At 40.8% G+C, this 25,065-nt stretch carries 28 protein-coding genes; 13 read left to right on the plus strand and 15 right to left on the minus strand.

Annotated features, from left to right (window positions below):
- Window positions 1-512: 512 nt before the first annotated feature.
- The 4 genes from B9T26_RS00010 to ftsY all read right to left on the minus strand — a co-directional run bounded on the left by B9T26_RS00010 (window position 513) and on the right by ftsY (window position 4,111).
- On the minus strand, window positions 513-1,160 hold the full coding sequence (locus B9T26_RS00010; RefSeq protein WP_086197759.1) for a DUF2057 family protein: 648 nt from the start codon (window positions 1,158-1,160) through the stop codon (window positions 513-515).
- A 211-nt stretch (window positions 1,161-1,371) separates the two neighbouring features.
- The gene (locus B9T26_RS00015) at window positions 1,372-1,965 is read right to left on the minus strand and encodes a nitroreductase family protein (protein WP_086197761.1); all 594 of its coding nucleotides are present in this window, start codon (window positions 1,963-1,965) and stop codon (window positions 1,372-1,374) included.
- A 187-nt stretch (window positions 1,966-2,152) separates the two neighbouring features.
- On the minus strand, window positions 2,153-2,839 hold the full coding sequence (locus B9T26_RS00020; protein ID WP_086197763.1) for a nitroreductase family protein: 687 nt from the start codon (window positions 2,837-2,839) through the stop codon (window positions 2,153-2,155).
- Window positions 2,840-3,010: 171 nt separating this feature from the next.
- Entirely contained in the window at window positions 3,011-4,111 is a 1,101-nt protein-coding gene (ftsY, locus tag B9T26_RS00025; protein WP_086197765.1) for a signal recognition particle-docking protein FtsY, read from the minus strand.
- A 233-nt stretch (window positions 4,112-4,344) separates the two neighbouring features.
- On the opposite strand from ftsY, the gene B9T26_RS00030 reads away from it, so the two are divergent.
- Both B9T26_RS00030 and B9T26_RS00035 read left to right on the plus strand, forming a co-directional pair.
- Window positions 4,345-5,676, plus strand: coding sequence for a M16 family metallopeptidase (locus B9T26_RS00030; RefSeq protein ID WP_086198027.1), 1,332 nt, complete (start codon window positions 4,345-4,347; stop codon window positions 5,674-5,676).
- Window positions 5,677-5,687: 11 nt separating this feature from the next.
- Window positions 5,688-7,268 (plus strand): M16 family metallopeptidase, encoded by a 1,581-nt coding sequence (locus B9T26_RS00035; RefSeq protein WP_171262892.1) that lies wholly within the window; start codon window positions 5,688-5,690, stop codon window positions 7,266-7,268.
- Here B9T26_RS00035 and B9T26_RS00040 read toward each other — a convergent pair.
- Together B9T26_RS00040 and B9T26_RS00045 are read right to left on the minus strand one after the other, a co-directional pair.
- Complete coding sequence (locus B9T26_RS00040) at window positions 7,195-7,515, minus strand: hypothetical protein (RefSeq protein WP_086197769.1); 321 nt, start codon at window positions 7,513-7,515, stop codon at window positions 7,195-7,197. The two genes, B9T26_RS00035 and B9T26_RS00040, sit on opposite strands and share 74 nt — an antisense overlap.
- Before the next feature lie 106 nt (window positions 7,516-7,621).
- A complete protein-coding gene (locus tag B9T26_RS00045; protein ID WP_086197771.1) occupies window positions 7,622-7,984 on the minus strand; it encodes a hypothetical protein in 363 nt (120 codons plus the stop codon).
- Window positions 7,985-8,206: 222 nt separating this feature from the next.
- On the opposite strand from B9T26_RS00045, the gene B9T26_RS00050 reads away from it, so the two are divergent.
- From B9T26_RS00050 to B9T26_RS00060, 3 genes are all read left to right on the plus strand, one after another.
- Window positions 8,207-8,440 (plus strand): hypothetical protein, encoded by a 234-nt coding sequence (locus B9T26_RS00050; protein ID WP_086197773.1) that lies wholly within the window; start codon window positions 8,207-8,209, stop codon window positions 8,438-8,440.
- Between the two features lie 138 nt (window positions 8,441-8,578).
- Window positions 8,579-8,953 (plus strand): DUF2750 domain-containing protein, encoded by a 375-nt coding sequence (locus B9T26_RS00055; RefSeq protein ID WP_086197775.1) that lies wholly within the window; start codon window positions 8,579-8,581, stop codon window positions 8,951-8,953.
- 131 nt (window positions 8,954-9,084) lie between these two features.
- Window positions 9,085-9,516, plus strand: a complete 432-nt coding sequence (locus B9T26_RS00060; protein WP_086197777.1) for a CBS domain-containing protein — start codon at window positions 9,085-9,087, stop codon at window positions 9,514-9,516.
- 136 nt (window positions 9,517-9,652) lie between these two features.
- On the opposite strand, the gene trpB is transcribed toward B9T26_RS00060, so the two are convergent.
- The 9 genes from trpB to B9T26_RS00105 all read right to left on the minus strand — a co-directional run bounded on the left by trpB (window position 9,653) and on the right by B9T26_RS00105 (window position 17,357).
- Window positions 9,653-10,861 (minus strand): tryptophan synthase subunit beta, encoded by a 1,209-nt coding sequence (gene trpB, locus B9T26_RS00065; protein WP_086197779.1) that lies wholly within the window; start codon window positions 10,859-10,861, stop codon window positions 9,653-9,655.
- Between the two features lie 44 nt (window positions 10,862-10,905).
- Window positions 10,906-12,093 (minus strand): vWA domain-containing protein, encoded by a 1,188-nt coding sequence (locus B9T26_RS00070; RefSeq protein WP_086197780.1) that lies wholly within the window; start codon window positions 12,091-12,093, stop codon window positions 10,906-10,908.
- A 12-nt stretch (window positions 12,094-12,105) separates the two neighbouring features.
- Window positions 12,106-12,957, minus strand: a complete 852-nt coding sequence (locus tag B9T26_RS00075; RefSeq protein WP_086197782.1) for an AAA family ATPase — start codon at window positions 12,955-12,957, stop codon at window positions 12,106-12,108.
- A 21-nt stretch (window positions 12,958-12,978) separates the two neighbouring features.
- Entirely contained in the window at window positions 12,979-13,362 is a 384-nt protein-coding gene (locus B9T26_RS00080; protein WP_086197784.1) for a hypothetical protein, read from the minus strand.
- A 21-nt stretch (window positions 13,363-13,383) separates the two neighbouring features.
- Window positions 13,384-13,692, minus strand: coding sequence for a YcgL domain-containing protein (locus B9T26_RS00085; protein ID WP_086197786.1), 309 nt, complete (start codon window positions 13,690-13,692; stop codon window positions 13,384-13,386).
- A gap of 129 nt (window positions 13,693-13,821) precedes the next feature.
- On the minus strand, window positions 13,822-14,964 hold the full coding sequence (locus tag B9T26_RS00090; protein WP_086197788.1) for a ribonuclease D: 1,143 nt from the start codon (window positions 14,962-14,964) through the stop codon (window positions 13,822-13,824).
- A gap of 225 nt (window positions 14,965-15,189) precedes the next feature.
- Window positions 15,190-15,786: a recombination mediator RecR gene (recR, locus tag B9T26_RS00095; RefSeq protein WP_086197790.1), complete on the minus strand. Its 597-nt coding sequence runs from the start codon at window positions 15,784-15,786 to the stop codon at window positions 15,190-15,192.
- A gap of 12 nt (window positions 15,787-15,798) precedes the next feature.
- Window positions 15,799-16,128, minus strand: a complete 330-nt coding sequence (locus B9T26_RS00100; RefSeq protein WP_086197792.1) for a YbaB/EbfC family nucleoid-associated protein — start codon at window positions 16,126-16,128, stop codon at window positions 15,799-15,801.
- A gap of 41 nt (window positions 16,129-16,169) precedes the next feature.
- Window positions 16,170-17,357, minus strand: coding sequence for an O-succinylhomoserine sulfhydrylase (locus B9T26_RS00105; protein ID WP_086197794.1), 1,188 nt, complete (start codon window positions 17,355-17,357; stop codon window positions 16,170-16,172).
- A 137-nt stretch (window positions 17,358-17,494) separates the two neighbouring features.
- Between B9T26_RS00105 and B9T26_RS00110 the strand changes: the two genes are divergently transcribed.
- From B9T26_RS00110 to cydB, 8 genes are all read left to right on the plus strand, one after another.
- Window positions 17,495-18,586, plus strand: coding sequence for an alpha/beta fold hydrolase (locus B9T26_RS00110; RefSeq protein WP_086198028.1), 1,092 nt, complete (start codon window positions 17,495-17,497; stop codon window positions 18,584-18,586).
- 10 nt (window positions 18,587-18,596) lie between these two features.
- Entirely contained in the window at window positions 18,597-19,469 is an 873-nt protein-coding gene (locus B9T26_RS00115; RefSeq protein ID WP_086197796.1) for an NAD(P)-dependent oxidoreductase, read from the plus strand.
- An 81-nt stretch (window positions 19,470-19,550) separates the two neighbouring features.
- The gene (locus tag B9T26_RS00120; RefSeq protein ID WP_143222980.1) at window positions 19,551-19,820 is read left to right on the plus strand and encodes a YARHG domain-containing protein; all 270 of its coding nucleotides are present in this window, start codon (window positions 19,551-19,553) and stop codon (window positions 19,818-19,820) included.
- Window positions 19,821-19,852: 32 nt separating this feature from the next.
- Window positions 19,853-20,266: an HIT family protein gene (locus B9T26_RS00125; RefSeq protein WP_086197798.1), complete on the plus strand. Its 414-nt coding sequence runs from the start codon at window positions 19,853-19,855 to the stop codon at window positions 20,264-20,266.
- Window positions 20,267-20,571: 305 nt separating this feature from the next.
- Window positions 20,572-21,669 (plus strand): porin, encoded by a 1,098-nt coding sequence (locus tag B9T26_RS00130; RefSeq protein WP_086197799.1) that lies wholly within the window; start codon window positions 20,572-20,574, stop codon window positions 21,667-21,669.
- A gap of 466 nt (window positions 21,670-22,135) precedes the next feature.
- A complete protein-coding gene (gene cydP / locus B9T26_RS00135; protein WP_086174219.1) occupies window positions 22,136-22,327 on the plus strand; it encodes a cytochrome oxidase putative small subunit CydP in 192 nt (63 codons plus the stop codon).
- Window positions 22,327-23,913 (plus strand): cytochrome ubiquinol oxidase subunit I, encoded by a 1,587-nt coding sequence (locus B9T26_RS00140; protein WP_086197801.1) that lies wholly within the window; start codon window positions 22,327-22,329, stop codon window positions 23,911-23,913. The genes cydP and B9T26_RS00140 overlap by 1 nt, the downstream gene beginning before the upstream one ends.
- The gene (gene cydB / locus B9T26_RS00145) at window positions 23,910-25,055 is read left to right on the plus strand and encodes a cytochrome d ubiquinol oxidase subunit II (protein WP_086197803.1); all 1,146 of its coding nucleotides are present in this window, start codon (window positions 23,910-23,912) and stop codon (window positions 25,053-25,055) included. The genes B9T26_RS00140 and cydB overlap by 4 nt, the downstream gene beginning before the upstream one ends.
- The last annotated feature ends 10 nt before the right edge of the window (window positions 25,056-25,065 follow it).

A 25,065-nucleotide genomic window follows, 5' to 3' on the forward strand; every position in this document is an offset into this window, starting at 1 on the left:
AGCGTTCAATCTGAGCCATGATCAAACTCTTCAGTTTAAAATCAGTAGTAGCTTAAAGGCTACCAATCTTGGCTCATCAATTTTCTGACAAATATTTCTCAAATAAACTTCGAGTAATTTCTACCATCAATCAATGAAAATAATTTCGATCGATCAACCAGTAAAAATCCACACAAGTTGTTCTTCATAATCTCTTAATGATCTTCTTGCTGGTTCGTCACCAGCAAGTAACGTTCAACACTTAACGTTTCGTTTCGTGTATCTCGTCGGGATGCAGCGTATTCTATAGAGTTTTCAAACCAACACAACCCCTATTATAGAATTTTCTATAATTTTGCATTCGAGTGTTTGTTTTTTAACCCAGAAAGGTATTTTTAGCATATTTAAAGGTTATTTTGAGTGTTTTTTACACATTGCAACATTCATTTTTTAGATCATCTCGACCATTTTAATTTTTAATCTTCCCTATCAAAATAATAAAACCAGCTTTATGCTGGTTTTATTTAAATTTATTAATTGGAATGCTCTGCTAACCATGACATAAACTTCTGACGTTCTGCCTTATTTGCTTTTTGCCATAATTGAATCAGTTGCTGATCGCCAGTGACAGCTAAAGCTCCTGACTCACTAGAGGCAACTGCCGCTTGTATATATACAGGTGCAGGCTGATTCTGCAAAGCTGTTTTCTTTTGCGTTAAATCTGTAGTTTTTGAAAATATACCCTGTCCCAGCCAAGGTTTTTGCTCTGTGTTTGCACCCGCTTGTTGAACCAGTATCTGATTATTTTTATCAAATAGTGCAACAATGGGTTGTTCAGCATATTTTTTGGCAGCTTCAAAATTTGCTGGTGCATTGACCAAGTTTAGTCGATATTCTGCACCATCTTTTAAATCTGGTGTTTTAATAGTCACAACACCAGATTTCACAATATCGTGTTCACCATTCAAATGTTCAAAATACTGGGTGTAACGCACACTGATACTGCTAGTCCCTGCATCGACTTTATATTGATTGTTCTTGGCACGAAATAATCCGGAATTAACTTCCTGATCATTTACCGCTAGAATTTTAATTTCTTCTGGTGCTGAAATAGTGACTGCTGAAAATGCAGTACCACTTAGCATCAATGCAGCTGCAGCAACAGTTAATTTTAGGCTCATCCCACTATCTCTTCTTTGAATGTTAAAAATATATTGCACTATGCAATTAACAAATGACAATTTTATGACAAAGCTATTTTTAATACAGCTGTATTTTCAAGACTTTATTGAGATAAGCTTTGCAACTTAACTGATTTATCTGCAATTCGCTTTATCAATAAAAAGAGTGCTGTTTTAGCACTCTCTTAACTTCACTTAAATGAAACATTCATCAGTCAAATCTTTTGAAACGAATACTATCGTCAAGAAATGTTTTTTCTCCCGCTGGTGCCTCAATTGAGCCAAATACCAGTTCAGCACGTAGCTTCCAGTGTTTAGGAATACCGAAGGTTACTGCCACTTCATCATCAATCACAGGATTGTAATGCTGTAAAGAAGCACCAATATGCTGTTCTGCCAATGATGACCATACTGCAAATTGTGCAATTCCGGTGGAATGCTCTGACCATGCCGGAAAATGTTCAGCATATAAGGGAAATTGTTCTTGAAGCGACTTTACCGCGTCTTGATCTTCAAAAAACAATACCGTGCCATATCCTGCCGCAAAACTGTTAATTTTTGCATTGGTATTTTCAAATGCACCTTCTGGTACGAGTTTACGCAATGTTTCGCGTACAATATTCCAGAATTTTGCATGTGAGGCACCATATAGAGTCACCACACGCGAAGTTTGTGAATTAAAAGCCGAAGGACTATGGCGCACAGCATTTTTAATGACATCTTCTATTTGATCTGCTGTGATCGAAACGTTTTGACCAATTGCATAAATAGTACGGCGTTGTTTCATATGGGCTAAAAATGACATGGATTCACCTTCTTTGAATTTTAATAAGCGGATTAGAATGGATTGATCTTATGTTAATTTTAGAAGCACTACATCATTAAAAAAGTGACATTGTGTTTTATTTATAGAACAATTTCACAGCTGATATTCATCTGATATCAAAATAAAAAAGCACCCTCACGGGTGCTTGATTCATATAGCGATGAGATTAACTCAAAATTCTAAATCGCTCAGCGTTCTGAGGTTCCTGTTTGATCTCTGCTTGTTGCTCTATAGAACCAAATACCAGTTGTGCCCGTAACAACCAGGATTCCTCAATATGAAAATGTTCCGAAACTGCCGTATCAATACTCGGATTATAATGTTGCAAACAAGCACCGATACCTGAATCAGCCAAGGCTGTCCATACTGCATATTGCGCCATACCCGACGTCTGTTCTGACCAGATTGGAAAATCATCAGCATTAAAAGGCATTTTCTTTTGCAATTTTTGTATGGTGTTCTGATCTTCATAGAACAGTACGGTTCCATATCCTGCCATACATTGCTCTATTTTCATTTCCGTACCGGCAAATACATGTACAGCAACTAATTTGCGTTGTACTTCTTTAACAATTTGCCAAAATTGCTGATGGGAATCGCCAAATAAAACTACAATTCTTGAACTTTGAGAATTTAATGCAGACGGACAACTTTTTACTGCTTCCTGAATAAGCTGGGTCAAGTAAGTCTGGCTAAGATGAACCTTTTTTCCCAACACATAAATACTGCGACGCTTTTTCAAATGATCAACAAAAGTTAATTCATGAAACTCATCTGTGGTTCTTTTTTTCAATTTCAATTCTTTGGTGATATCTGCCGTTAGAACCTGACCAATTTTCTCTAATAACGCCACAGCAGTACTCCCCAATACGAATGCTAAAGCTTGCAATATTTTAATATTCTAGCGGTTTTATGAGAGGGTTCTTGGATCAGAGATTTTTGAATGTTGCTTTTTAAAGCAAACAATTATTATAAAAACAACAAACTCCGCATTTAGCGGAGTTTGTGTGAAATATCACGCATTTTACTTTTCAGTTTCAAATAACGCAGCAACAAACGATTTTGCCGAAAACGGGCGTAAATCATCAATTTTCTCGCCTACACCAATAAAGCGAATAGGCACATGGGTACGGCTTGCAATGTTAAATAACACCCCACCTTTAGCGGTACCATCCAACTTGGTAATGGTCAGTCCTGTCAGACCTACAGCTTCATCAAACATTTCAACTTGATTAATTGCATTTTGACCTGTGCCGGCATCGACCACCAACATAATTTCATGCGGTGCGGTCGCATCAATTTTTTGCATCACTCGTTTTACTTTGGTGAGTTCCTGCATCAAATTGCTCTTGTTATGCAAACGTCCTGCTGTATCAGCTATTAGCACATCCACACCTTTAGCACGTGCACTTTCAAAAGCATCAAAGATGACTGACGCACTGTCTGCACCATGGCCCTGTGCGACCACTGAAATATTATTGCGCTCGCCCCAAATCTGGAGCTGTTCAGTCGCTGCTGCACGGAAAGTATCCCCCGCGGCCAACATGACTTTTTTACCTTCACCCTGTAAACGTTTTGCCAGTTTACCAATGGTTGTGGTTTTACCCACGCCATTCACACCTACCACCAAAATCACAAATGGATTTTTGTTCGGATCAATATGTAAAGGTTTAACACGCGGTGCCAACAAAGCCACCAATTCTTCTTGCAGTGCTTTGTAGAGCGAGTGCGAATAGATCAAATAGCCACGTTCAGTACGCTCAGTCAAGTTAGCAATAATGGTTTTAGTTGCCTCTACACCAATATCTGCAACCAGTAATTGCTCTTCAACTTCTTCCAGCAATTCATCATCGATTTCTTTCCCACCAATGAGAATGTTGACCATACCATCGGCAAGGTTTTTACGGGTTTTAGTCAACCCTACTTTCATACGGCCGAAAAAGCCGCCTTTAGATGTATCATCTTGCGCTGTTTCCGTGGCTACAGGCGCAGAAACAGCTATTTGTTCATTTTGAGTTTCAACAATAGGGATATTTACCGCAGGTAAATTCGGTAAAGTGACATCGTCATCCCCGATATCAGCATCAATCAAAAATTTATTTTGCCCATTAGATTGCTGTTGCATGCCGAATCCTTGAAAAGCATTGCGTTAAAAAACAAGAATTCTAGCATAGTTTTGTCGCGCATTTCCCAGTAGACATTGAACACACCAAAAACCAACAACTTAAGCTTGCTTTCAAATTGGAGTTTCTGAAAAGATATTTATAAATTTAATTCATCACTTTGGTAAGTCTTGTGCTCAAAAGTTACCTCTCACTTTTTCCAAAGCTGACTTTTTTTAAAAAGTATATTTTAGCCATGAGCCTTACTTTAGTCGCCATGCAAAGTGGCTTGCTGCATGCTGAAACGCATAGTGCATTAGCACGCACTAGCTTCGAAACCACACTCAAGAATGGCTTAAAAGTGATTATCCGCGAAGACCATCGTTCTCCCATGGTGATGACGCAAATTTGGTATCGCGTGGGCAGTAGTGATGAATCTGGGAATTTACTAGGAATCTCGCATGTACTGGAACATATGATGTTTAAAGGTACGCAAAAAGTTCCCAATGACGAGTTTACCCGATTAAGTCGTATGTATGGTGGACGCACCAATGCTTCAACTTTTACCAATTACACCAATTATTATCAGCTTTATCCCAAAACCTATTTACCGATGGCTTTGGAACTTGAAGCAGACCGCATGAGCAACTTGTTGTTACGCCAACAAGATTTTGACCCGGAAATTAAAGTGGTCATGGAAGAACGGCGCTTGCGTACCGACGACAACCCCACAGCACTGGCTTTTGAACGTTTTAAATGGATTACTTATCCAACCAGCCATTATCGCCAGCCGGTGATTGGGCACATGAAAAACCTGCAAAACATTCGGCTGGAAGATGTCAAAAAATGGTATCGCGACTGGTATAGCCCGAATAATGCCATCTTGATTATTGTCGGCGATGTAAACGCTGAAAATGCTTTACTGCAAGTGCAAAAGTATTTTGCCGATATTCCTGCCCGAAAAACCCCGCCACGTAATGACGTATTAGAATTTGATCATATCGGTTATCGGCATATGGAACTGAATCTGCCGGTTAAAGTGCCGAACCTTTTTATGGCCTGGAACGTGCGTTCACTACCTACAGCAAAAAATCCGCAAGATGCGTATGCCTTAACCATTATTAAAAACATTTTGGACAGTGGAATTTCTTCACGACTGCAAGATCGGCTGGTGCGCGATAAAAAAATATTGACTGCAGTCAGTGTGTCCTATGACCCCTATAGTCGCGGAGACAGCTTGGTGAGTATTTCGGCCTTGCCCGCTGAAGGCGTGAGTTTGCAAGAGGCTGAAAAAGCTATTCAGGCTGAAATTGAGCTGTTAAAAACAGAGTTGATTAAACCCGAAGAAGTCAACCGCGTGACAGCGAAATATGTCTCCAATTTAGTCTATAGCCAAGATGACATTGCCGGGCAAACCCGAATGATGGGTAATCTGGAAATCAATGGCTTAAGCTTTCGCTTGATGGATGAATTACCAAAACATTTTGAAACCGTTAGCCCACAGGATATTCAGCGCGTGGCGAATGTTTATTTTAGCCGGGACAATCTGAGCACATTATATCTTTCGCCTGAAAATAAAGCCCAATAATGGAATTTACCATGATCAAGCTGCATCCTTTTCTTATTTTCAGTTGCATGATCTGGGCTCAAGCCCTAATGGCGGATGTGGATTTAGATAGCATTCCAGATGACAACCCGACTCAGCTCTCATCTATTCCCCTGTTACAAAGCTTAAAAATTAACCATCAACAAAGTCAATTTTATGCGCCCTATGTACATGAGCTGAAAAACAAATATAAAGTTCGCACGCTATTTGTAGAATCAGCAGAATTGCCCATAGTTGATATTCAGCTGACATTTAATGCTGGCTCGGCCCGAGATGAAGAAATCGCACCCGGCTTATATGGCCTTGCCAATATGGCGGCAAAACTGATTGATGAAGGCACAGAAAACTATACAGCCTATGAAATTGCCAGTGCATTTGAAAACGTGGGAGCGCGATTTAGTGCGCAAGCCTATAGGGATATGTTCATTGTAAAATTACGGGTATTGTCTGATCCTCAAAAACTTGAACCCGCCTTAGCCATGATGATGGAGCTTTTAAACCATGCCCGCTTTGAAAAATCCAGTATCAGTCTGGTCTTAAGCAACACCCAAGTCGGACAAAAGCAAATTCAGGAAAACCCAAGCCGAATGATGAATATTCTGTTTTATCGGGCTTTATATGGAAAACATGCCTATGCCGAACCCATTACCGGAACTCAGCGCAGCATCAGCAAAATCACACCAGCCCAATTAAAACAATTTAGTGATCAATTTTTGGTGGCACAAAACCTGAACATTGCCATTACAGGTCAACTCAGTCCCAAACTGGCACAGCAACTTTCTGAACGTATTGCCGGCAACCTGAAACAAGGTGAAAAAGCCAAATCCCTGGCTCAACCCGTCGATAAATCAAGTTTTGATATCCGCCACATTAAATTCAATTCCACTCAGGCACATGTAATGATGGGTCAATTAGGCCCTTCACGTTTTGATCCAGATCGGCTAGCCCTGGAAGTTGCCAATCAGATGTTTGGTGGAAGTGGCTTCAACTCTATCTTGATGAAAGAACTGCGGATTAAGCGCGGTTTGAGTTATGGGGCTTATAGTTCATTTTCATTTAGCCAGGCTCCAGGAAGCTTTAGCTTCAGCTATTCTACCCGTCAAGATCAACTGCTCGATAGCCTGCAAGTCGCTCATCAGGCATTGGTCAATTTTGTCAAACAACCCATTGACCAGAAACAGCTGGAAGAAACCAAGGCAGGCATGTTACGCGCCTTTCCAAATAATTATAGTAGCAATGCCAATATTAATGCCCAGTTAGGTTCTATAGGATTTTACAACCAGCCAGCGGACTACTTGAGTAACTATCCAAAATTATTAGAAAAAATTACCGCACAAGATGTGCAAAACGCCATTCAAAAACATCTGCATCCTGAACGTCTCACCATCATCGTAGTGAATGAGAAATTAGATAAAGACGCATTGGAAGCTTTACTAAAACAAGATCTAGATCCACAAATTCCAAAAAACACACCAGCAATTAAGCAGATCCCGGAAACTATTATTGCTCCAGTTGCAGAGGCGGTAACTGATGCGCCTGTGTCATCTCCAACTGATACGCCTGCATCAATTTAAAATATTGAGCATAAGGAATCTGAGGTTGCTGCATCAGCAGCAAAGCCATTTCTTGTGTATCTGGATAATTGGCTTGAGCTGAAAGTTTCACGACATTTTCAAATTGTTGAACCGAAATGGGGCGATGCAGAGCAATGAAAGCAAGACTCAGGATAATGACGATGATTGTAGCGATAAATCCGTTATAAATATCTTCCAGCTTTATTTGAGATTTTAATTGAACAATTTTTTGTAAAGCAATATGCATAAACTACCTCGAACTCAAGGTAGTGTAGGATGCGGCATGCAGAAGTACAAGCAGATTTGCTCAATTTCGCCGCATTCGTAACAGAAATTGAGCAAATCAAAATGATCTAGTAACCGACTACATTCCTGATGAACGCATAATAAAGCACCAGAGCAATAATCCCCATGACCAGGGCAATTGCAAATACACCTACCCCTCTTTCTGCATGTACAGGATGCAGTTCATCATCATCCGCTATGCGCAGCAACTCACCATTATAGAGGCTATAAAAATCCTCACGTTGTTGCACATCAAGCTGGCGAGTAAAATCGTAAACCCTTTTACGCTGTGCCAGGCAAAAATTTCCTAGATGAATTTCCTGATGGAAAATGGCTTCATCCAGATTTCTACGGTGCTGATGCGCAAGTTCAATGACTTGTTCTGGAGTGGGAGGCAAATCAAAGGTGAAACCGTCTAATGTTTTTGTCATGTTATTCTCCTTATGTTTTCAAATTCCTCTATTAACATACTAAGCAAAACTTATTTTGTATATTGTTTAATCATGTAACCTTGATTTTAATGCTATAGCCCACATATATTGTTTGACAATCCGAGTTCAATGTAATATTACTTTAACAATACTTAGTTAAATTAGTATCAAGACAAATTTAATAGTCTTACTAGCAATCATAATTACAATAAGGAGTTTAATATGATTCAACAACTCTCTCATCAAGACCTAGAACATGCATATGCAGATGCAGTGAATACCATTCAATCTCAAATGATTTTTGCAGATGCAGTTCAAAAATTGGAAGAAGTCGCTCGTGCTGGGCATGGTAAAGCAGCCTTATTTTTAGCAGAACTTTACTATCAAGGCTTCCGAGTAGAACGTGACTCACTCAAAGCACAATATTGGCAGAATCTGGCCACGATGCAAGCCTAATCAAACGTCACCAAGGTGGCGTTTTTTAATCCCTTTTATTTTTAAATACATATTTATTTACATTGTTTCTCAAAGCTTACACAGAACTTTCATCTAAATTTCTTACAATAACTGCTGAATTCACTACATGTCTCTGGTATGAATCGAATTAACTCATTACAACTGGTTCCTAAAGACTTATTTTTTAAAATTACGATTTTAAAATCAATGATGTATTGCGGTGTTCTTTGGGGACTCTATCATCAGCAAGGCTGGGCCATGATGGCCGACCATGAAGATTACATTTTTCCATTTTGGCTGAACGGCATTCAGGCACAAAAATATGCACAGTTGCACTGGCCAAATTATACACCGCGTAAAATTACGCCAAAGGATTTTCAGGAATCCTTGCTGCCGACCTTAACCCGCTTAAATGTAACACCTGCACTCTGTCATTCGTCGAGTCGGAAATTTAAATTGACCACTCAACAAATGCGGCATTTCTTTTTTTCTGATTCGCTGCAACCGGCTTAATGTTTTCTGCCAACAGTCGTAATGAAAGATAGGTAAATGTAAATTTTTATTTATGACCCGAAAAGTATTTGCATTTTTCTTATTTCGCGCTAAGTTTAATGTCAAATGAATAACAAAAAGGATGATAATAAATGACCAATGTAGCACAAGTTATTCAGGACAAAATTGAGAAAACGATTTTTACTATTAGTCCTGAATCGACGGTACTTGAAGCAATTTCACTTATGGCAGCTAAAGGCATTGGTGCACTGGTCGTGACTGACCAAGAAAAAGTGGTTGGTATTCTATCTGAACGCGATTACACCCGCAAAGTCATGCTGATGGAACGTACTTCTAAAGAAACTACAGTTAACGAAATTATGACTGCAAAAGTACTGACTGTGACCAAATCCACCAGTGTGGAAGATTGCTTAGGCTTAATGACCGATCGCCATTTACGCCACCTGCCGGTGGTTGAAAATGAAAAACTTGTGGGCTTGATTTCTATTGGTGATTTGGTAAAAGCTGTAATGGATGATCAGCGTAAACTTATTGATCAGTTACAACAATATATTGCGAGTTAAGATTCAATGCCTAAGAAAAAACCTCTCATATCGAGAGGTTTTTTTATCCTTCTAAATCCCCCTTTAATAAAGGGAGACTTTTAACCATGCTCTTTTAAAAGATGAGCCATATATGGCACTAAAGAGATTTTTATAATTAATTCAAACCTAACTTTGCAGCTACATAATCAGAGTCTTTATCACCACGACCCGATAGATTCACTACAATTTTCACATCTTTAGCCATTTTCGGTGCTTCACGCAAAGCCCATGCCACGGCATGTGAACTCTCTAATGCGGGTACAATTCCTTCTACCCGTGACAATGTCATAAAGGCATCTAAACATTCCTGGTCTGTCGCTGTGGTATATTCCACCCGCCCTAAGTCCTTCAACAAACTATGCTGCGGACCCACACCCGGATAATCCAGACCTGAAGCAATTGAGTGTACCGGTAAAGGCTCACCTTGCTCATCTTCAAGTACATAACACGCCATACCATGCAGTTGACTCGGTTTACCCAAAGTTAAAGTCGCCGAATGCATATTGGTATCTAAACCATGGCCGGCAGGTTCTACACCTACCAGTTTCACATCAGCATCATTTAAAAATGCGGTAAAGGCACCCATCGCATTGGAACCACCGCCTACACAAGCCACAATATAATCAGGATTTGATCCGAAACGGTCATTGGTCTGAACCTTGATTTCATCACCGATAATGGCTTGAAAGTCACGAACCATTTTCGGGAATGGATGTGGACCGACCACTGAACCAATCGCATAGATGAAGTTTTTCGGGTCTTTTAAGTATTCTTCAAAGGCACTATCTACCGCATCTTTTAGGGTAGCGGTACCACGTGTAACTGAAATCAGGGTCGCACCCAAAATCTTCATCTTCACGACATTTGGATGTTCTTTTTCAATATCTACCTGCCCCATATGGATTTCACATGGAATGCCCACCAAAGCACATGCTGTTGCCAATGCAACACCATGCTGACCTGCACCTGTTTCAGCAATTACTTTCTTCTTGCCCATGTATTTGGCAAGCAAAGCCTCACCTAAACAGTGGTTGATTTTGTGCGCGCCAGTGTGGTTCAAATCTTCACGTTTCAGATAAATTTGAGCACCGCCCAATTGATCTGATAGGCGTTTAGCATGAAACAGTGGACTTGGACGGCCTACATAATTAGCAAATAAATCTGCCAGTTCATTTTGGAATTCAGCAGTATGGCGAATTTGCTCATAGGCTACGTTAATTTCATCCATGGCTTCTTTTAAATGAGGTGGAATAAACTGACCACCATAAGCGCCAAAGAAACCTTCTTCATTGGGTAATGGGATACCATTAATTTGATGAGTCATATTTCATTCCTTCATTTAAAATGAACGCATTTCGTCCAATACGCTTAACGAGCTAAATATTTTGTCATATCTTCCACGCCTTTTAAGGTCATGGGATACATATGATCTTCAAAAATTTGCTTAATTTGACCGATAGTATGGGTGTAATGCCAATAACTGTCTTCTTCAGGATTCAGCCAGGCGGTTTTTTCAAAATGTTGACGTAAACGCTGCAACCAGACATTGCCCGCTTCATCATTCATATATTCAACAGAACCACCCACCGAGTTGAGCTCATAAGGTGCCATGCTGGCATCACCTACCACAATTACCCGATAGTCTCGACCATAGGTATTGAATAGATCCCAAGTGTTCATACGGGTATTGGAACGACGGATATTGTCCTTCCAGACATAGTCATACAAACAGTTATGGAAATAAAAATACTCTAAAGTTTTAAATTCGGTTTTGGCCGCGCTGAACAGTTTTTCACATTGCGCGATGTGCGAATCCATCGATCCGCCCACATCAAATAACATCAGCACTTTAATACGGTTACGGCGTTCCGGCACCAGTTGCACATCCAGAATGCCCTGCTTGGCCGTTTCCCGAATCGTCCCGTTAATATCCAGTTCTTCAGCAGCGCCTTGACGGGCGAATTTACGCAGACGGCGTAATGCCATTTGCATTTGCCGTGTACCGAGTATTTGCTCATCATCCAGGTTTTGGTATTTACGCTGCTCCCAGACCTTAACGGCAGAGCGTTTACGTCCAGGCCCACCAATACGTACACCTTCAGGATGATCACCATAGGCACCAAATGGCGATGTGCCACCCGTACCGATCATCTTGTTGCCGCCCTGATGCTTCTTGTGCTGCTCACGAAGACGCTCTTCCAGCATCTTCATCAGTTCTTCCAGCGAACCGGCTTTTTTGAGTTCTTCACGCTGTTCTGGGGTGAGATGCTTTTCTAAAAGCTCAAGATCAAACCAGTCTTTCGGCAGTTTATGCACCTGATTGAGCAAATCATCCAGATCGAAAGTAGAGATGCCATCAAAGTAATCTTTCATGGCACGGTCAAACTTGTCAAAGAAACGCTCATCTTTGACCATGACCGTTTTAGCCAGTTGATAAAACTCATCCTGATTGGCAAAAACCAGACCAGAAGCAACAGCTTCATTCAGATCAATCAGTTCACGCGTTGAAACCGGTACGCCGTATTTTCTTAAGGTATAAAACAATCGCACAAACATGGCGATGTCTCCTTAACGACGCGACATAAAGGCTAAACGTTCAAGCAACTGCACATCTTGCTCGTTTTTGATCAGGGCACCATACAATGGTGGAATGGCTTTGGATTTGTCATGATTACGCAAAACATCTTCAGGCATATCATCGGCCATCAACAAGCTTAACCAGTCAATCAGTTCTGAAGTAGATGGTGGTTTCTTCAAACCTGGAATCTGGCGCAGTTTAAAGAAAACCTGTAAGGCTTCATTCACTAAAGTTGCAGAAACTTGCGGAAAATGCACGTCGATAATTTCGCGCATGGTCGCTTCATCAGGGAATTCAATATAATGGAAGAAACAGCGGCGCAAGAATGCATCCGGCAATTCCTTTTCATTATTTGAAGTAATAATCACGATAGGACGTTGTGTCGCGGTGATGGTTTCCCCGGTTTCATAGACAAAAAACGACATTTTGTCCAGTTCGTGCAACAAGTCGTTTGGAAATTCGATGTCTGCTTTGTCAATTTCATCAATTAACAGTACACAGCGTTGTTCGCGCGTGAACGCTTCCCACAATTTTCCAGGTTTAATGTAGTTTTTAATATCATAAACACGATCATCGCCCAGCTGGCTATCACGCAAACGTGATACTGCATCGTATTCATATAAACCTTGCTGTGCCTTGGTGGTTGACTTGATGTGCCAGGTAATCAGTTCAAGCCCCAGGCTTTCAGCCACTTGTTCAGCAAGTAACGTTTTACCTGTTCCCGGCTCACCTTTAACCAAAAGCGGTTTTTGTAAACGACGTGCAGCCTTTACAGCAAGTTTTAAACTATCAGTCGCAATGTACTGATCTGTACCGGAAAATTGTTGAGTATCCACAGACATGATGTAACCTTATTGTTTTACTTAAAGCGGTGAACTATTTTTGTTTGCGACAAATTTTGCCTTGTTGGCCATGTATTTTGACCATAAAGCTCCGACGACCAAGCCCAGCCCGATCACAAAAAGAATGAGCGAGGAGTTGGACCAAATCAGCGTCTTTTCTTTGGTTAATATGCCAAATATCAAGCCAAAAATTGCTGGAGCGATAGAAGCATTATTTCCTTCCGAAACTGTAGGCGTCAGTAAAATGGCAAAGCCGATGAGCCAGGTCATCCCACCTAAAGGTTTAGGCAAATGTTTTGCAATGGCATACCATGCCCACAGAATAATCAGACTGCCTACAAGATAAACCGTGACAGCAATACTGTCTTCAGGAATTGAATCTAGTAGTGAAAGAAAACCATTCATCTTACAACTCCTGATTAACCATTAAGCGCCACGCAGCCCTTCAGGTGCAACGGCATTTGGATTGATTAACCCTTCTGGAGGTACTTGAATAAAGAAGCCTTTAGTTTCAATAGAGTCGATCACATGCAACACATTTACACGTGCCAATTTACGACCTTCAGATAACTCTAAATCCATAACAAAAGTTGCACGACCAAATGCAACGCGCATCGCTTCCGGTAAAACTTCTAGCGGATTAACTGCCTCAGCTTCATTTTCAGTGGCTTCTGGACGGGCGATGTAAAGATACATTTCATCTTTTTTGCTAGATTTAAAAATTGAACATTGCATAGTTGGAACAGTACTCATAAAACTCAGGACAAAGCATACAGCAAAAAAAAGACCGATACATTAGTGATTATTAACGCATCAGTCGTGATTTTGTATAAATGTTAATTCTTTAAACAGAATGGATAAAAATTAATCAAGTACTTTCATTTGGATAGACAGATAGTTTTCATCTGCATGCAGAACTTCAATCAAGGGCTTGGTCAGTACATCATAACGCCAGCCCAGCAGATAAGCTGGTAAATCCTCTTCGTCATTATGAAATACCACATGCTGGTACAGTGCATTGAGCCATTTTTTACGCATTAATACTTCTTTAGGGACTTGGGTTTCCTGCACCACAGCCTGAATGACATTATCGACTTTTTCACCAATTTCTTTAGAAGAATGACGAATTGGACGCGCCATACGCAGTGGCCATTCTGCCTGCTCAGGTAGGAATTTCAGTAAATCCAGAATGGTTTTACCATACTCACGCACAATATTCTGTCGAATATCTTTTATGCTCGACAGCTGAAAAGGATTGCGTGGATTTTTTTCTACCAGATCAATCAGGGTAGAATTTTTCAGGATAAAGCTACGCGGATAATTCAGGGCCTTGACCATCTGCTCACGCCACACAGCCAGCTGCTGTAACTGCATCAATTGACGGCGTGAATGACGATAATTGCCAATATCGTGATAAAGCAACTCTACAGGCGTTTCCTGACCAATTTCATGGGTCAGATGCTGACAATCTTCCAGTGCAAAATCCAGTAAATATTTATCGCTTAATTGCTGCTGAATTTTATTCGACAGGCTCATCAGATACAGTACGTCATTGGCAGCATAATTCAGTTGCTCGGTACTGAGCGGACGCGCCAACCAGTCAGATCGGGTCTGGTCTTTATCAATTTCAACATCCAGCATGTGCTTTAATGCATTTTGATAGCTCATCTGTAGCCCATGCCCTAAAAAAGACATACCAACCTGAGTATCAAAAACATTGCTTAGGCTTTTTTGCTGTGAATAATGATAGATTAAATCGATATCTTCACTGCAGGCATGGAAGATATTCTGCTGAGCAGCAAACAGTTTTGTCCAGAATCCCGACAAATCCAGACTTGTACCATCGAGTAAAAACACCTGATCGGCAACATTGATTTGAAATACACCCAATTTTGGCCACAGGGTATCGACCTTGATGAATTCGGTATCCAATCCATAAACGGATGTCTGCTCCATCAAGTGCAAAATATTGTCTAAATCTTTTTGTTGCTGAATAAACTGAAACATATTACCGAGTCTAAAAACCAGATTCTCTTAAATGCATTTTAACCTATATATAAAATTTAGATATAACTAAATTTACATTTGGCCCATACATTCTCTATTTATAAGCATTTTTTTGAAAAGGCAACCATTTTTTATATATTTTTTGTATAAGTTTAAATTAAACTCAAATAAATGTTACTTAAGTCTTGTTTAATATCTTAAATGATAAAATAAGCACCTAAGTACTTATTTCATACGCATACGATTATGCACCGCCTGACTTAAGGTATGACTATCGACATATTCAAGCTCTCCTCCTTGAGGAACACCTTGAGCAATCCGGGTCATCTGAACAGGCAAATGCTTGGTTGCTTCAACCAGGTAATGTGCTGTCGCCTGTCCTTCTACAGTCGCATTGGTTGCCAGAATGACTTCAGAAACACCACCTTGACTGAGACGCTGAATCAAATACGGAATACCAATTTCTTCAGGGCCAATACCATCCAGCGGCGATAAATGCCCACCCAATACATGGTATTTACCACGAAAACTGCCACTTTGCTCAATCGCCATCACATCTGCAGGTGATTCCACCACACAAAGTAACTGATCATCACGTTCATGCGAAAGACAGATATCACACACTTCGTTTTCTGTCAGTGAATGACAAACACTGCATTCATGAATATAGGTAGTGGCTTCATTCAGAGCATGTGCCAAGCCTACTGCACCTTCACGGTTTTTCATGATCAGGTGCAATGCCATGCGCTGAGCCGATTTCGGCCCAACACTTGGCAAAATACGTAAAGCTTGAACCAGTTGATCAAATCGATCACTAAACACTGGGCGTATTCCTTAGAATAAACCAGCAAGGCCTGGTGGCAAGCCCATACCAGAGTTAGCCGCTTTCATTTTTTCTTCAGAAATGGCTTCAGCCTGACGCGCTGCATCATTCATTGCAGCCGCGATTAAATCTTCAATCATGTCGGCATCATCTTGAAGCAATTCAGGGCTGATCTCGATACGTTTCACCACATTGCGACAAGTCATGGTTACTTTAACCAAGCCACCGCCTGCTTCAGCCTGAACTTCAGTTTGTGCAAGCTGTTCTTTGGCTTTTTTCATGTTGTTTTCAACATCTTTCTGCATGCGCTGTGCTTGCTGCATCAACATATTAATGTTCATAAAATTCTCCGAACAATCAATTTCTAAATCAATATCTAAAATTAGATTAAATCTAAACCACGACGAATGTCGCGAATAATATCATCAATATCTTCTAGACCAACAGATACACGAATTAAACCTTCACGAATACCGGCAGCTTCTTTCGCTTCTGCTGAGAGTTTACCGTGAGTTGTTGTCGCTGGGTGAGTAATTGTCGATTTCGCATCACCTAAATTACCGGTAATAGAAATAAATTGGGTGTTGTCGATAACTTTCCAAGCCCCTTCACGACCACCTTTTACTTCAAACGAAACAATACCGCCAAAACCAGTTTGCTGTTTCGCTGCAAGTTCATGACCGACATGTGAAGGCAAACCAGCGTAATAGACTTTTTCAACGTTTGGATGAGCATTCAGGAATTCAGCCAGTTTCTGTGCACTTGCTGAATGTTCACGCATACGTAAACGTAAAGTTTCCAGGCCTTTCAAGAATACCCACGCATTAAACGGGCTCATTGACGGACCTGTGGTACGCACATAACCAAAGACTTCTTCAAGCAATTTGTGGTTACCGACCACGGCGCCGCCTAAAGCACGACCTTGACCGTCGAGATATTTAGTCGCCGAATAAATCACCAAGTCAGCACCAAATTGAATTGGTCGCTGTAAAACCGGAGTACAGAAGCTGTTGTCAATTGCCAGCAATGCGCCATTGGCGTGGGCAATATCGGCCAAGGCCTGAATATCAGCAACTTCAGCTAATGGATTGGATGGAGATTCAACAAACAGTAATTTGGTTTCAGCTTTGATGGCATTTTTCCATGCTTGTACATCTGTCAAATCAACAAAATCAACGCTTACACCAAATTTAGCCACATATTTTTCAAACAGGGAAACCGTAGAACCAAACACAGCACGGGAACAGATCACATGATCGCCCAATTTCAAGTATGACATTGCCACAGCCATGATTGCTGCCATACCCGAACTGGTTGCTACAGCACGCTCAGCACCTTCCAAGGCAGCTAAACGCTTTTCGAACATCGCTACAGTCGGATTGGTAAAACGCGAATAAATATTTCCCGGCTCTTGACCCGAAAATTTAGCGGCTGCTTCTGCTGCATTTTCATAGACAAATGATGAAGTCAGGAAGATCGGCTCGCCGTGTTCACCTTCAAAACTGCGTGTATGACCTGTACGAATGGCTAAAGTGTCTAATTGGTATTCAATGTCGTCTTGTTGGCTCATCTTCTCTACCTAGTCCTGGACTGCCGTTGCTAATAATTGCCAACATTTTGAGCGCCTATGGCATTTAAGGTCAAGGTATAATGCATAAATATCGCCTACACTTCGATCAATCCACTCAGATGTCAGTATGCCCAGCAATGATTCAAGTTAAAAATAAAATTGCGCAACATAAAAGCAAACTCAAAAACTTATCTACCCGCTTGTTTGATTCAGGCTCACTGGTTTTGTCACAAACCACCGCATATGAAGTGATTGGCGAATACAAGAAAACCCGGGTGCGTTATTACGCCTCTCCGGACAAGCAATACCAGGAACCTTTAGTCTTTGTTGCCCCGCTGGCCATTAACATGGCTATTTATGACCTTTATCCTTACCGCTCATTGGTGAAACACTTTCAACATAGTGGCTTTGATGTCTATTTAATCGAATGGGGTCGATATAACTATAAAGATCGCTTTCTCAATTTCATGTCATTTATTGACGATGCGATTCCGCATTGCATTGACCAGATACGTACACATTCCAATAGCGATCAAATTTCACTGCATGGCTGGAGTATGTCCGGTGTATTTGTCATGCTCTATTGTGCCCTGCATCATCCAAACCATGTTAAAAACCTAATTGTATTGGGTAGTCCGGTTGACAGTTATGCCTCGGGTCGTACAGGCAAACTGTTCCAGAAGGTCAACCAGCTGATTGCCAAAAATAAAGTCCTGCAAAACAAAATTTACTCAGGAACCGTACCCAAGCATCTGATTCATAGCCCTGGCATACTCAATTCACTGGGCTTTAAAATGATTGACCCTATAGGATGGATTCAGAGCCAAAAGCAGCTTTTGGCAAACCTGGATAATCCGCAGGCCTTGTATGAACATGCCACCATGGGCAATTTTCTGAACCGGATGATTGACTACCCAGGTGGCATCAATCAGGACATGATTTTTAATGTCTGGCTACAAAACCCGCTAAAAAACGGCGTTATTACCTTACAAGATAAGAATATCGAATTAAAAAATATAGAGTGCTCTTTATTGATAGGCGCGGGTCGTAGCGACCAGATCGTATCTAAAGAGGCAGTTAAGCCCTTAATTGAATTGACAAATAGCCAGGATGTCACGTTTACTCTTATCCCGGGTGGTCATTTGGGCTTAATGTCCAGCCAGTCCAGTGCCAACGAGTTCTGGCCATTTATGACTACCTGGCTAAAACAGAGATCGAGCAAAATATAAAGGATACATCATGATTCAGTCAGTTGCATTTATCGGCTTAGGCGCAATGGGTTACCGTATGGCAGCACATTTACCTCAACATTTCGATACGGTATATGTATGGAACCGCAATTTCGAAAAAGCCAAGCAACATGCAACTGAATATGGCACCCAAGCTGTAGAACTTGAGCAGGCTGTACAGGCAGAGGTGATTTTTTCATGTTTACCAACCAGCAACGAAGTCGAAAACCTGATTGCAAATATCAACATCAAACCTGGTGCTATATGGGTCGATTGCACCAGTGGTGTACCCGCATCAGCAAAAAAATTGAGCCAGCATTTAAAAGCACTTAATGTAGACTTTCTGGATGCGCCGGTGAGCGGCCAAACCATTGGTGCGGAAAAAGGCACGTTAACGGTAATGATTGGCGGTGAAGCCCGTGCTTTTGAAAAAGCCCTACCTGCAATTCAAGCCTTTGGCCAATTGATTAAACATGTCGGTGAATCAGGTGCAGGTTTCGCGGTTAAAGCAGTAAATAATATGTTATTGGCGGTAAATCTTTGTTCTGTTGCGGAAGGCTTTACCACCTTAAAAGCGCATGGCGTCAACCTGAATGAAGCTTTAGACTGCATTAATGCATCGAGTGGTAAAAGTGGCGTGACTGAAACTGTGTTGCCACAACGCGTTTTAAACCGCGAATTTCCACTGACCTTTGCCCTGCCGTTATTGGCTAAAGATACAGGGATTGCCCTGGATCTGGTTCGTGAGGCTAAACTGTCAGCTCCAGTAATTGCCTTAACCCAAAGTCTGATTCAGGCAGCCAGCAATTTAGCAGAAAAAGACAGTGACTTTTCTAGCGCTGTGAAAATGTATGAATCTTGGAGTAAAATTACACTTGAGTAATAACTCGCCATTGAATAATAATAAAGAAACCTAATATTGTGTAGAAGTGTTCTACACAATATTCCATTAGAGGAAACCCTCATGACTAAGTTTACTGTTGCAATGTTTGCTAGTTTTGCAACTTTTTTTGGGGCAACGGCATTTGCCGCGACGGCCGAGCAAGAATGTCAAAAATTGAAAAATGACCATGATGTCATTTATGCATCTAAAGGTTTTTGCTTTAAAGACCCTGAAGCCAAGGCAAAGTTTGGCAATGACAATTGCTATACAACTAAACCAAAATTTTCAGATAAAGAGCAACAACGACTTGACGCCATCAAAGATCGTCAGAAAGAATTGAACTGTAAATAATTACAGCACTCAATCACTTTCAAGGATTAAATATGCTTTACGATGATCAAAATATTTTTGCACGAATTATCCGCAATGAAATTCCTGCAATTAAAGTGTATGAAGACGATCAAGTTCTCGCTTTTATGGACATCATGCCACAAGCGGAAGGTCACACGCTGGTCATCCCTAAAACACCTGCGATAACGTTGCTGGATCTACCACCTGATGCTGCTGCTTACACAATTCAAATTGTGCAAAAAGTTGCTCAAGCGATGAAAATAGCACTTGATGTTCAAGGCATTGTACTGATGCAACTATCAGGTGCATCTGCGGGTCAAACGGTTCCGCATGTACATTTTCACCTCATTCCAAGTTCAGTGCATGAACTTGGAAGACATGCCTTGCATATGGGGGATCAAGAAAAAATTAAAGCGCTGGCTGAAAAAATTAAAGCTGAACTTTAAAATTCACTAGAATTTTAACTTGTCAAAAATGGAGCTTATGCTCCATTTTTTTTATATCTGGGATTGTCTCACTTTATCTCATGGATTTTAAAAAAAATAAGTAACTGAAAAATAATAAAAAATATTAATTCAAGCACTTTTCCTCGTCATAAAACTGTCATATAGCTTTCACTTCCCTGTCATAAAGTTTGCAGATACTGCTTAGCAAGTTGGTGAGCTTCTGTAACTTTTTGTACTTAGGCAAACTAAAAAGAAGTGTTAATTAAGGCGAATGCCATTTAGAACCGTGTTTTGGAGAAATCTCAATGAAAAAACTGCTTCTCGCTGCTGTTGTAGCGGCTATGGGGACGAGTGCAGCACAAGCGGCACCAACATTGTACGGCAAGCTCAATGTAACTTTAGATCAAATTGATAAGAATGGCTTCAAAGATGAAAGCGTCACTAAATTAAACTCTAACTCTTCACGTTTCGGTATTAAGGGTGAAGAAAAACTAACTGATAAATTATCTGCCGTTTATTTAGCAGAATGGGCAATTGCAACGGATGGTTCAGGTTCAGATGTAGACCTGAATGCACGTAACCGTTATATCGGGATCAAATCAGATGGTATCGCTACTTTAAAAGTAGGTAAATTCGATTCTTACTTTAAAACTGCTGCGGGCAATAACCAGGATATTTTTAACGACCACACTGAACTGGACATGACTTCAGTTTTAGCAGGTGAAGATCGTTTAAATAACGTGATTGGTTTTGAAATCGACAAAAAATTATTAGGTGGTTTAGGTTTCAACATCATGTTCCAGCAAGGTGAAGAATCTTCTACTGCAGACAGTGCGACAACAGGTTATCAAGGCAGCCGTGATGGTTTTGGTGATGGTGTTTCAACATCGCTGACTTATGACAACAAAAATCTAGGCTTAGCTGCCGCTGTAGCAGGTAACTTTGGGGTTGCTTCTAAATATAGCGCTTATAGCTTATCTAACATTTATACAGATGCCATCCGTGTGACTGGCTCGGTAGATTTAACTAAAGCCGGTGTTGATGGTCTGGTTTTTGGTGCGCTTTGGCAGACAGCTCAACCTACTGACGATTCGGTAACAACAACGACTGGCACACCTGCTGTGGTAACGTCGTATAAAGGCCTTCAAGAAGATGCTTATGGCCTCACCGCTGCTTATGTCATTCCATCTACACCGATTAAGTTAAAAGCCGAATATATTTCTGCGACCACTCAATCTGATGGTCGTAATGACCGTAAACAAGACCTTTATGGCTTAGGAGCTGATTATCAAATTAATAAACAAGCCCGTGTCTATGGTGTTGTGGGTCAACAGAAGCGTGACTGGTTAGCCCAAGATGATAAGAAAACTGTGATTGGCCTAGGTATGGAATATAACTTCTAATTTAGGCATCCATAAAAAAAGACCGCTCTAAATGCGGTCTTTTTTCTTTTCTAACTGAAAAATATATTGTCGACTTTGGCTGTCATCATTATTTTAAAATAGTTTATTCAGGATATTTAATTTGTAGCCACGAAATAAGAATGAACCTTATTTACCTTAATAAAAAAGACCATATAAAATAAATACAACTGTTTTAGTTGGTTTAAAAAATAAATACCAGCATTTTAGTCAGATTTAATAATTTAAATATAAGTATTTTAGTCAGGATTTAAATTTATTAATACAAAGCATTTTAGTCAACTTTAAAATGACTAAATTTTAGCTTATTTTTTAACACAACACCAAATTAAATTATTGTTTTAATTAACATAAATAATATATTTTTATTTTAACTGTTCAATCTATTTATTTTTAGTAATTTTTTGTTTAATAATATACATTATGTTTTAAAAATAGGCTTATTTGCATGAGCTTAATACCCAAAGATTTCAATCAAAGATTAGTTCGTGAGATCGCAATCATTTTAATAATTAAGGTTGCTCTCTTGCTGACGATTAAACACATCTGGTTCGACGCCCCTACCATTCCTCAAAATTTTGACAATCAAGTTGCCGAGCATATTGCTGGCAATCCTTCCCCAATCAAGGAGACACGTTGATGATTTCTGAAAGCGTGGTCGATCTCTCGCGGTTCCAATTTGCAATGACCGCGTTGTATCACTTTATATTTGTACCTCTTACTCTTGGTCTGGCTTTTATTCTTGCCATTATGGAAACCACTTATGTGATTTCCGGTAAAGAAATTTATAAAGACATGACCAAATTCTGGGGAAAACTTTTTGGTATTAACTTTGCCTTGGGTGTAACTACAGGCTTAACCATGGAGTTCCAGTTTGGTACAAACTGGGCGTATTACTCACACTACGTGGGTGATATTTTCGGTGCACCACTGGCTATTGAAGGATTAATGGCGTTTTTCTTGGAATCGACTTTTATTGGTCTATTCTTCTTCGGCTGGGATCGACTTTCCAAAGTTCAGCATTTAGGCGTGACCTGGCTGGTTGCACTCGGTTCCAACATGTCGGCACTCTGGATTTTAGTTGCCAATGGCTGGATGCAAAACCCCGTCGGTGCAGAGTTCAACTTTGAAACCATGCGTATGGAATTGGTTGACTTCGGTGCACTAATTTTTAACCCGGTAGCTCAGGTTAAATTTGTCCACACTGTATCTTCAGGTTATGTGACTGGTGCAGTTTTCGTTTTAGCCATTTCCAGCTACTACTTGCTCAAAAAACGTGATCTTCCTTTCGCACGCCGTTCTTTCGCGATCGCTGCAATTTTTGGCCTAGCTTCTACACTTTCAGTGATTCTGCTTGGCGATGAGTCAGGTTATGAACTGGGTGATGTACAAAAAACCAAATTAGCTGCAATTGAAGCGGAATGGGAAACTCACCCGGCACCTGCGCCATTTACATTGTTTGGTATTCCAAATCAACAGGAACAGCGTACTGACTATGCCATCAAAATTCCATATGTGATGGGTATTATTGCAACACGTTCTCTTGATAAAGAAGTAACTGGTCTGAAAGACCTGATGATTCAACATGAGCTTCGTATCCGTAATGGTATGACTGCATATGGCGAACTTGAAAAACTTCGTGCAGGTGACCGTTCTCCAGCGCTTATGGCTTCTTTCAAAGAAAACCAAAAAGACTTGGGTTATGGCTTACTTCTTAAAAAATACACACCAAATGTCGTGGATGCTTCTGAAGCGCACATCAAAGCTGCAACTAAAGATACTATTCCTAACGTAACCGCATTGTTCTTCTCGTTCCGTGCCATGGTCGCTTCCGGTTTCTTGATGCTGCTTCTGTTTATCCTTGCAACTTATGCAGTGGCTAAACGCAATGCAGAAAACAAACCTTGGTTGCTTAAATTTGCACTTTACGGCCTGCCATTACCGTGGATTGCTACACAAACTGGCTGGTATGTGGCTGAAGGTGGTCGTCAGCCTTGGACAATTGGTGAAGTTTTACCAACACATCTCTCTGCTTCAAGCTTAAGCACTGGTGATATTTGGGGTTCAATCCTAGCACTTGCAGCGTTCTATACAGTACTTCTGATTATCGAAATGTACTTGATGATCAAATTTGCTCGCTTAGGTCCAAGTTCTTTACATACTGGCAAATACCATTTTGAAAAAGCTGATGATCAAAACCACGCTGCTGCGGAGGCTCAATCATGATCGAATATGAATTACTCAAAATCATTTGGTGGGTTCTGGTTGGTGTATTACTGATTGGCTTTGCCCTCACCGATGGCTTCGATATGGGCTCTATGGCAATCATGCCATTCGTGGGCAAAAACGATGAAGAACGTCGTGCCGCAATCAATACCATTGCCCCACATTGGGACGGTAACCAGGTCTGGTTCATTACCGCAGGTGGTGCACTGTTTGCAGCATGGCCAATGGTCTATGCAACTGCATTCTCTGGCATGTACTGGGCACTGCTCTTAGTTCTCTTTGCATTATTCTTGCGTCCAGTTGGTTTTGACTACCGCTCTAAACTTGAAAACAAAAAATGGCGTACATCCTGGGACTGGGGTTTAGCTGTGGGTGGTGCAGTTCCTGCTTTAGTGTTCGGTGTTGCCTTCGGTAATATGTTCTTGGGCGTACCCTTCACTTTAGATGAAACCGTACGTTCAACTTATACTGGCAGCTTCTTTGCACTACTTAATCCGTTCGCCATTGTTTGTGGTTTGGTCAGCTTATCTATGCTGTGCGCGCATGGTGGTGCCTGGTTGATGCTTCGTACAGATGGTGACTTACGTGCACGTTCTGCTAAAGCAACTCAATTGATGGGTGTTGTGTTCCTAGTTTGCTTCCTGGGTGCTGGCGCATGGTTATACTTCGGTGGAATTGAAGGTTATAGCCTAGCTCAACCATTTAATACCAATGGTGTTGCTAACCCGCTTGCCAAAGAAGTCATTACCAATGCCAACCACGGCTGGATGAATAACTATTCAACTTATCCAATCACTAAAATTGCACCTATCGCTGGTATTTTAGGTGGATTGATTGTGGTGCTTGCTGCCGGTAAAGCTAAAGCAGGTTTAAGCTTCCTTGGTTCATCACTTGCTGTAATTGGTACTATTTTGACTGCCGGTTTTGCACTGTTCCCATTCCTTATGCCTTCAAGCATCAACCCTGTTGCAAGCTTGACCATGTGGGATGCAGTATCAAGTAAAAATACACTGACTGTAATGACTGTTGCAGCCTGTATTTTCGTGCCAATCATTCTGTGCTACACCACTTGGTGTTACTACAAAATGTGGGGCGTTATTACCAACAAACACGTTCAGGAAAATTCACACAGCCTCTACTAAGGCTGTGTTA

The sequence above is a fragment of the Acinetobacter sp. ANC 4169 genome (assembly GCF_002135355.1).
GTDB lineage: Bacteria > Pseudomonadota > Gammaproteobacteria > Pseudomonadales > Moraxellaceae > Acinetobacter.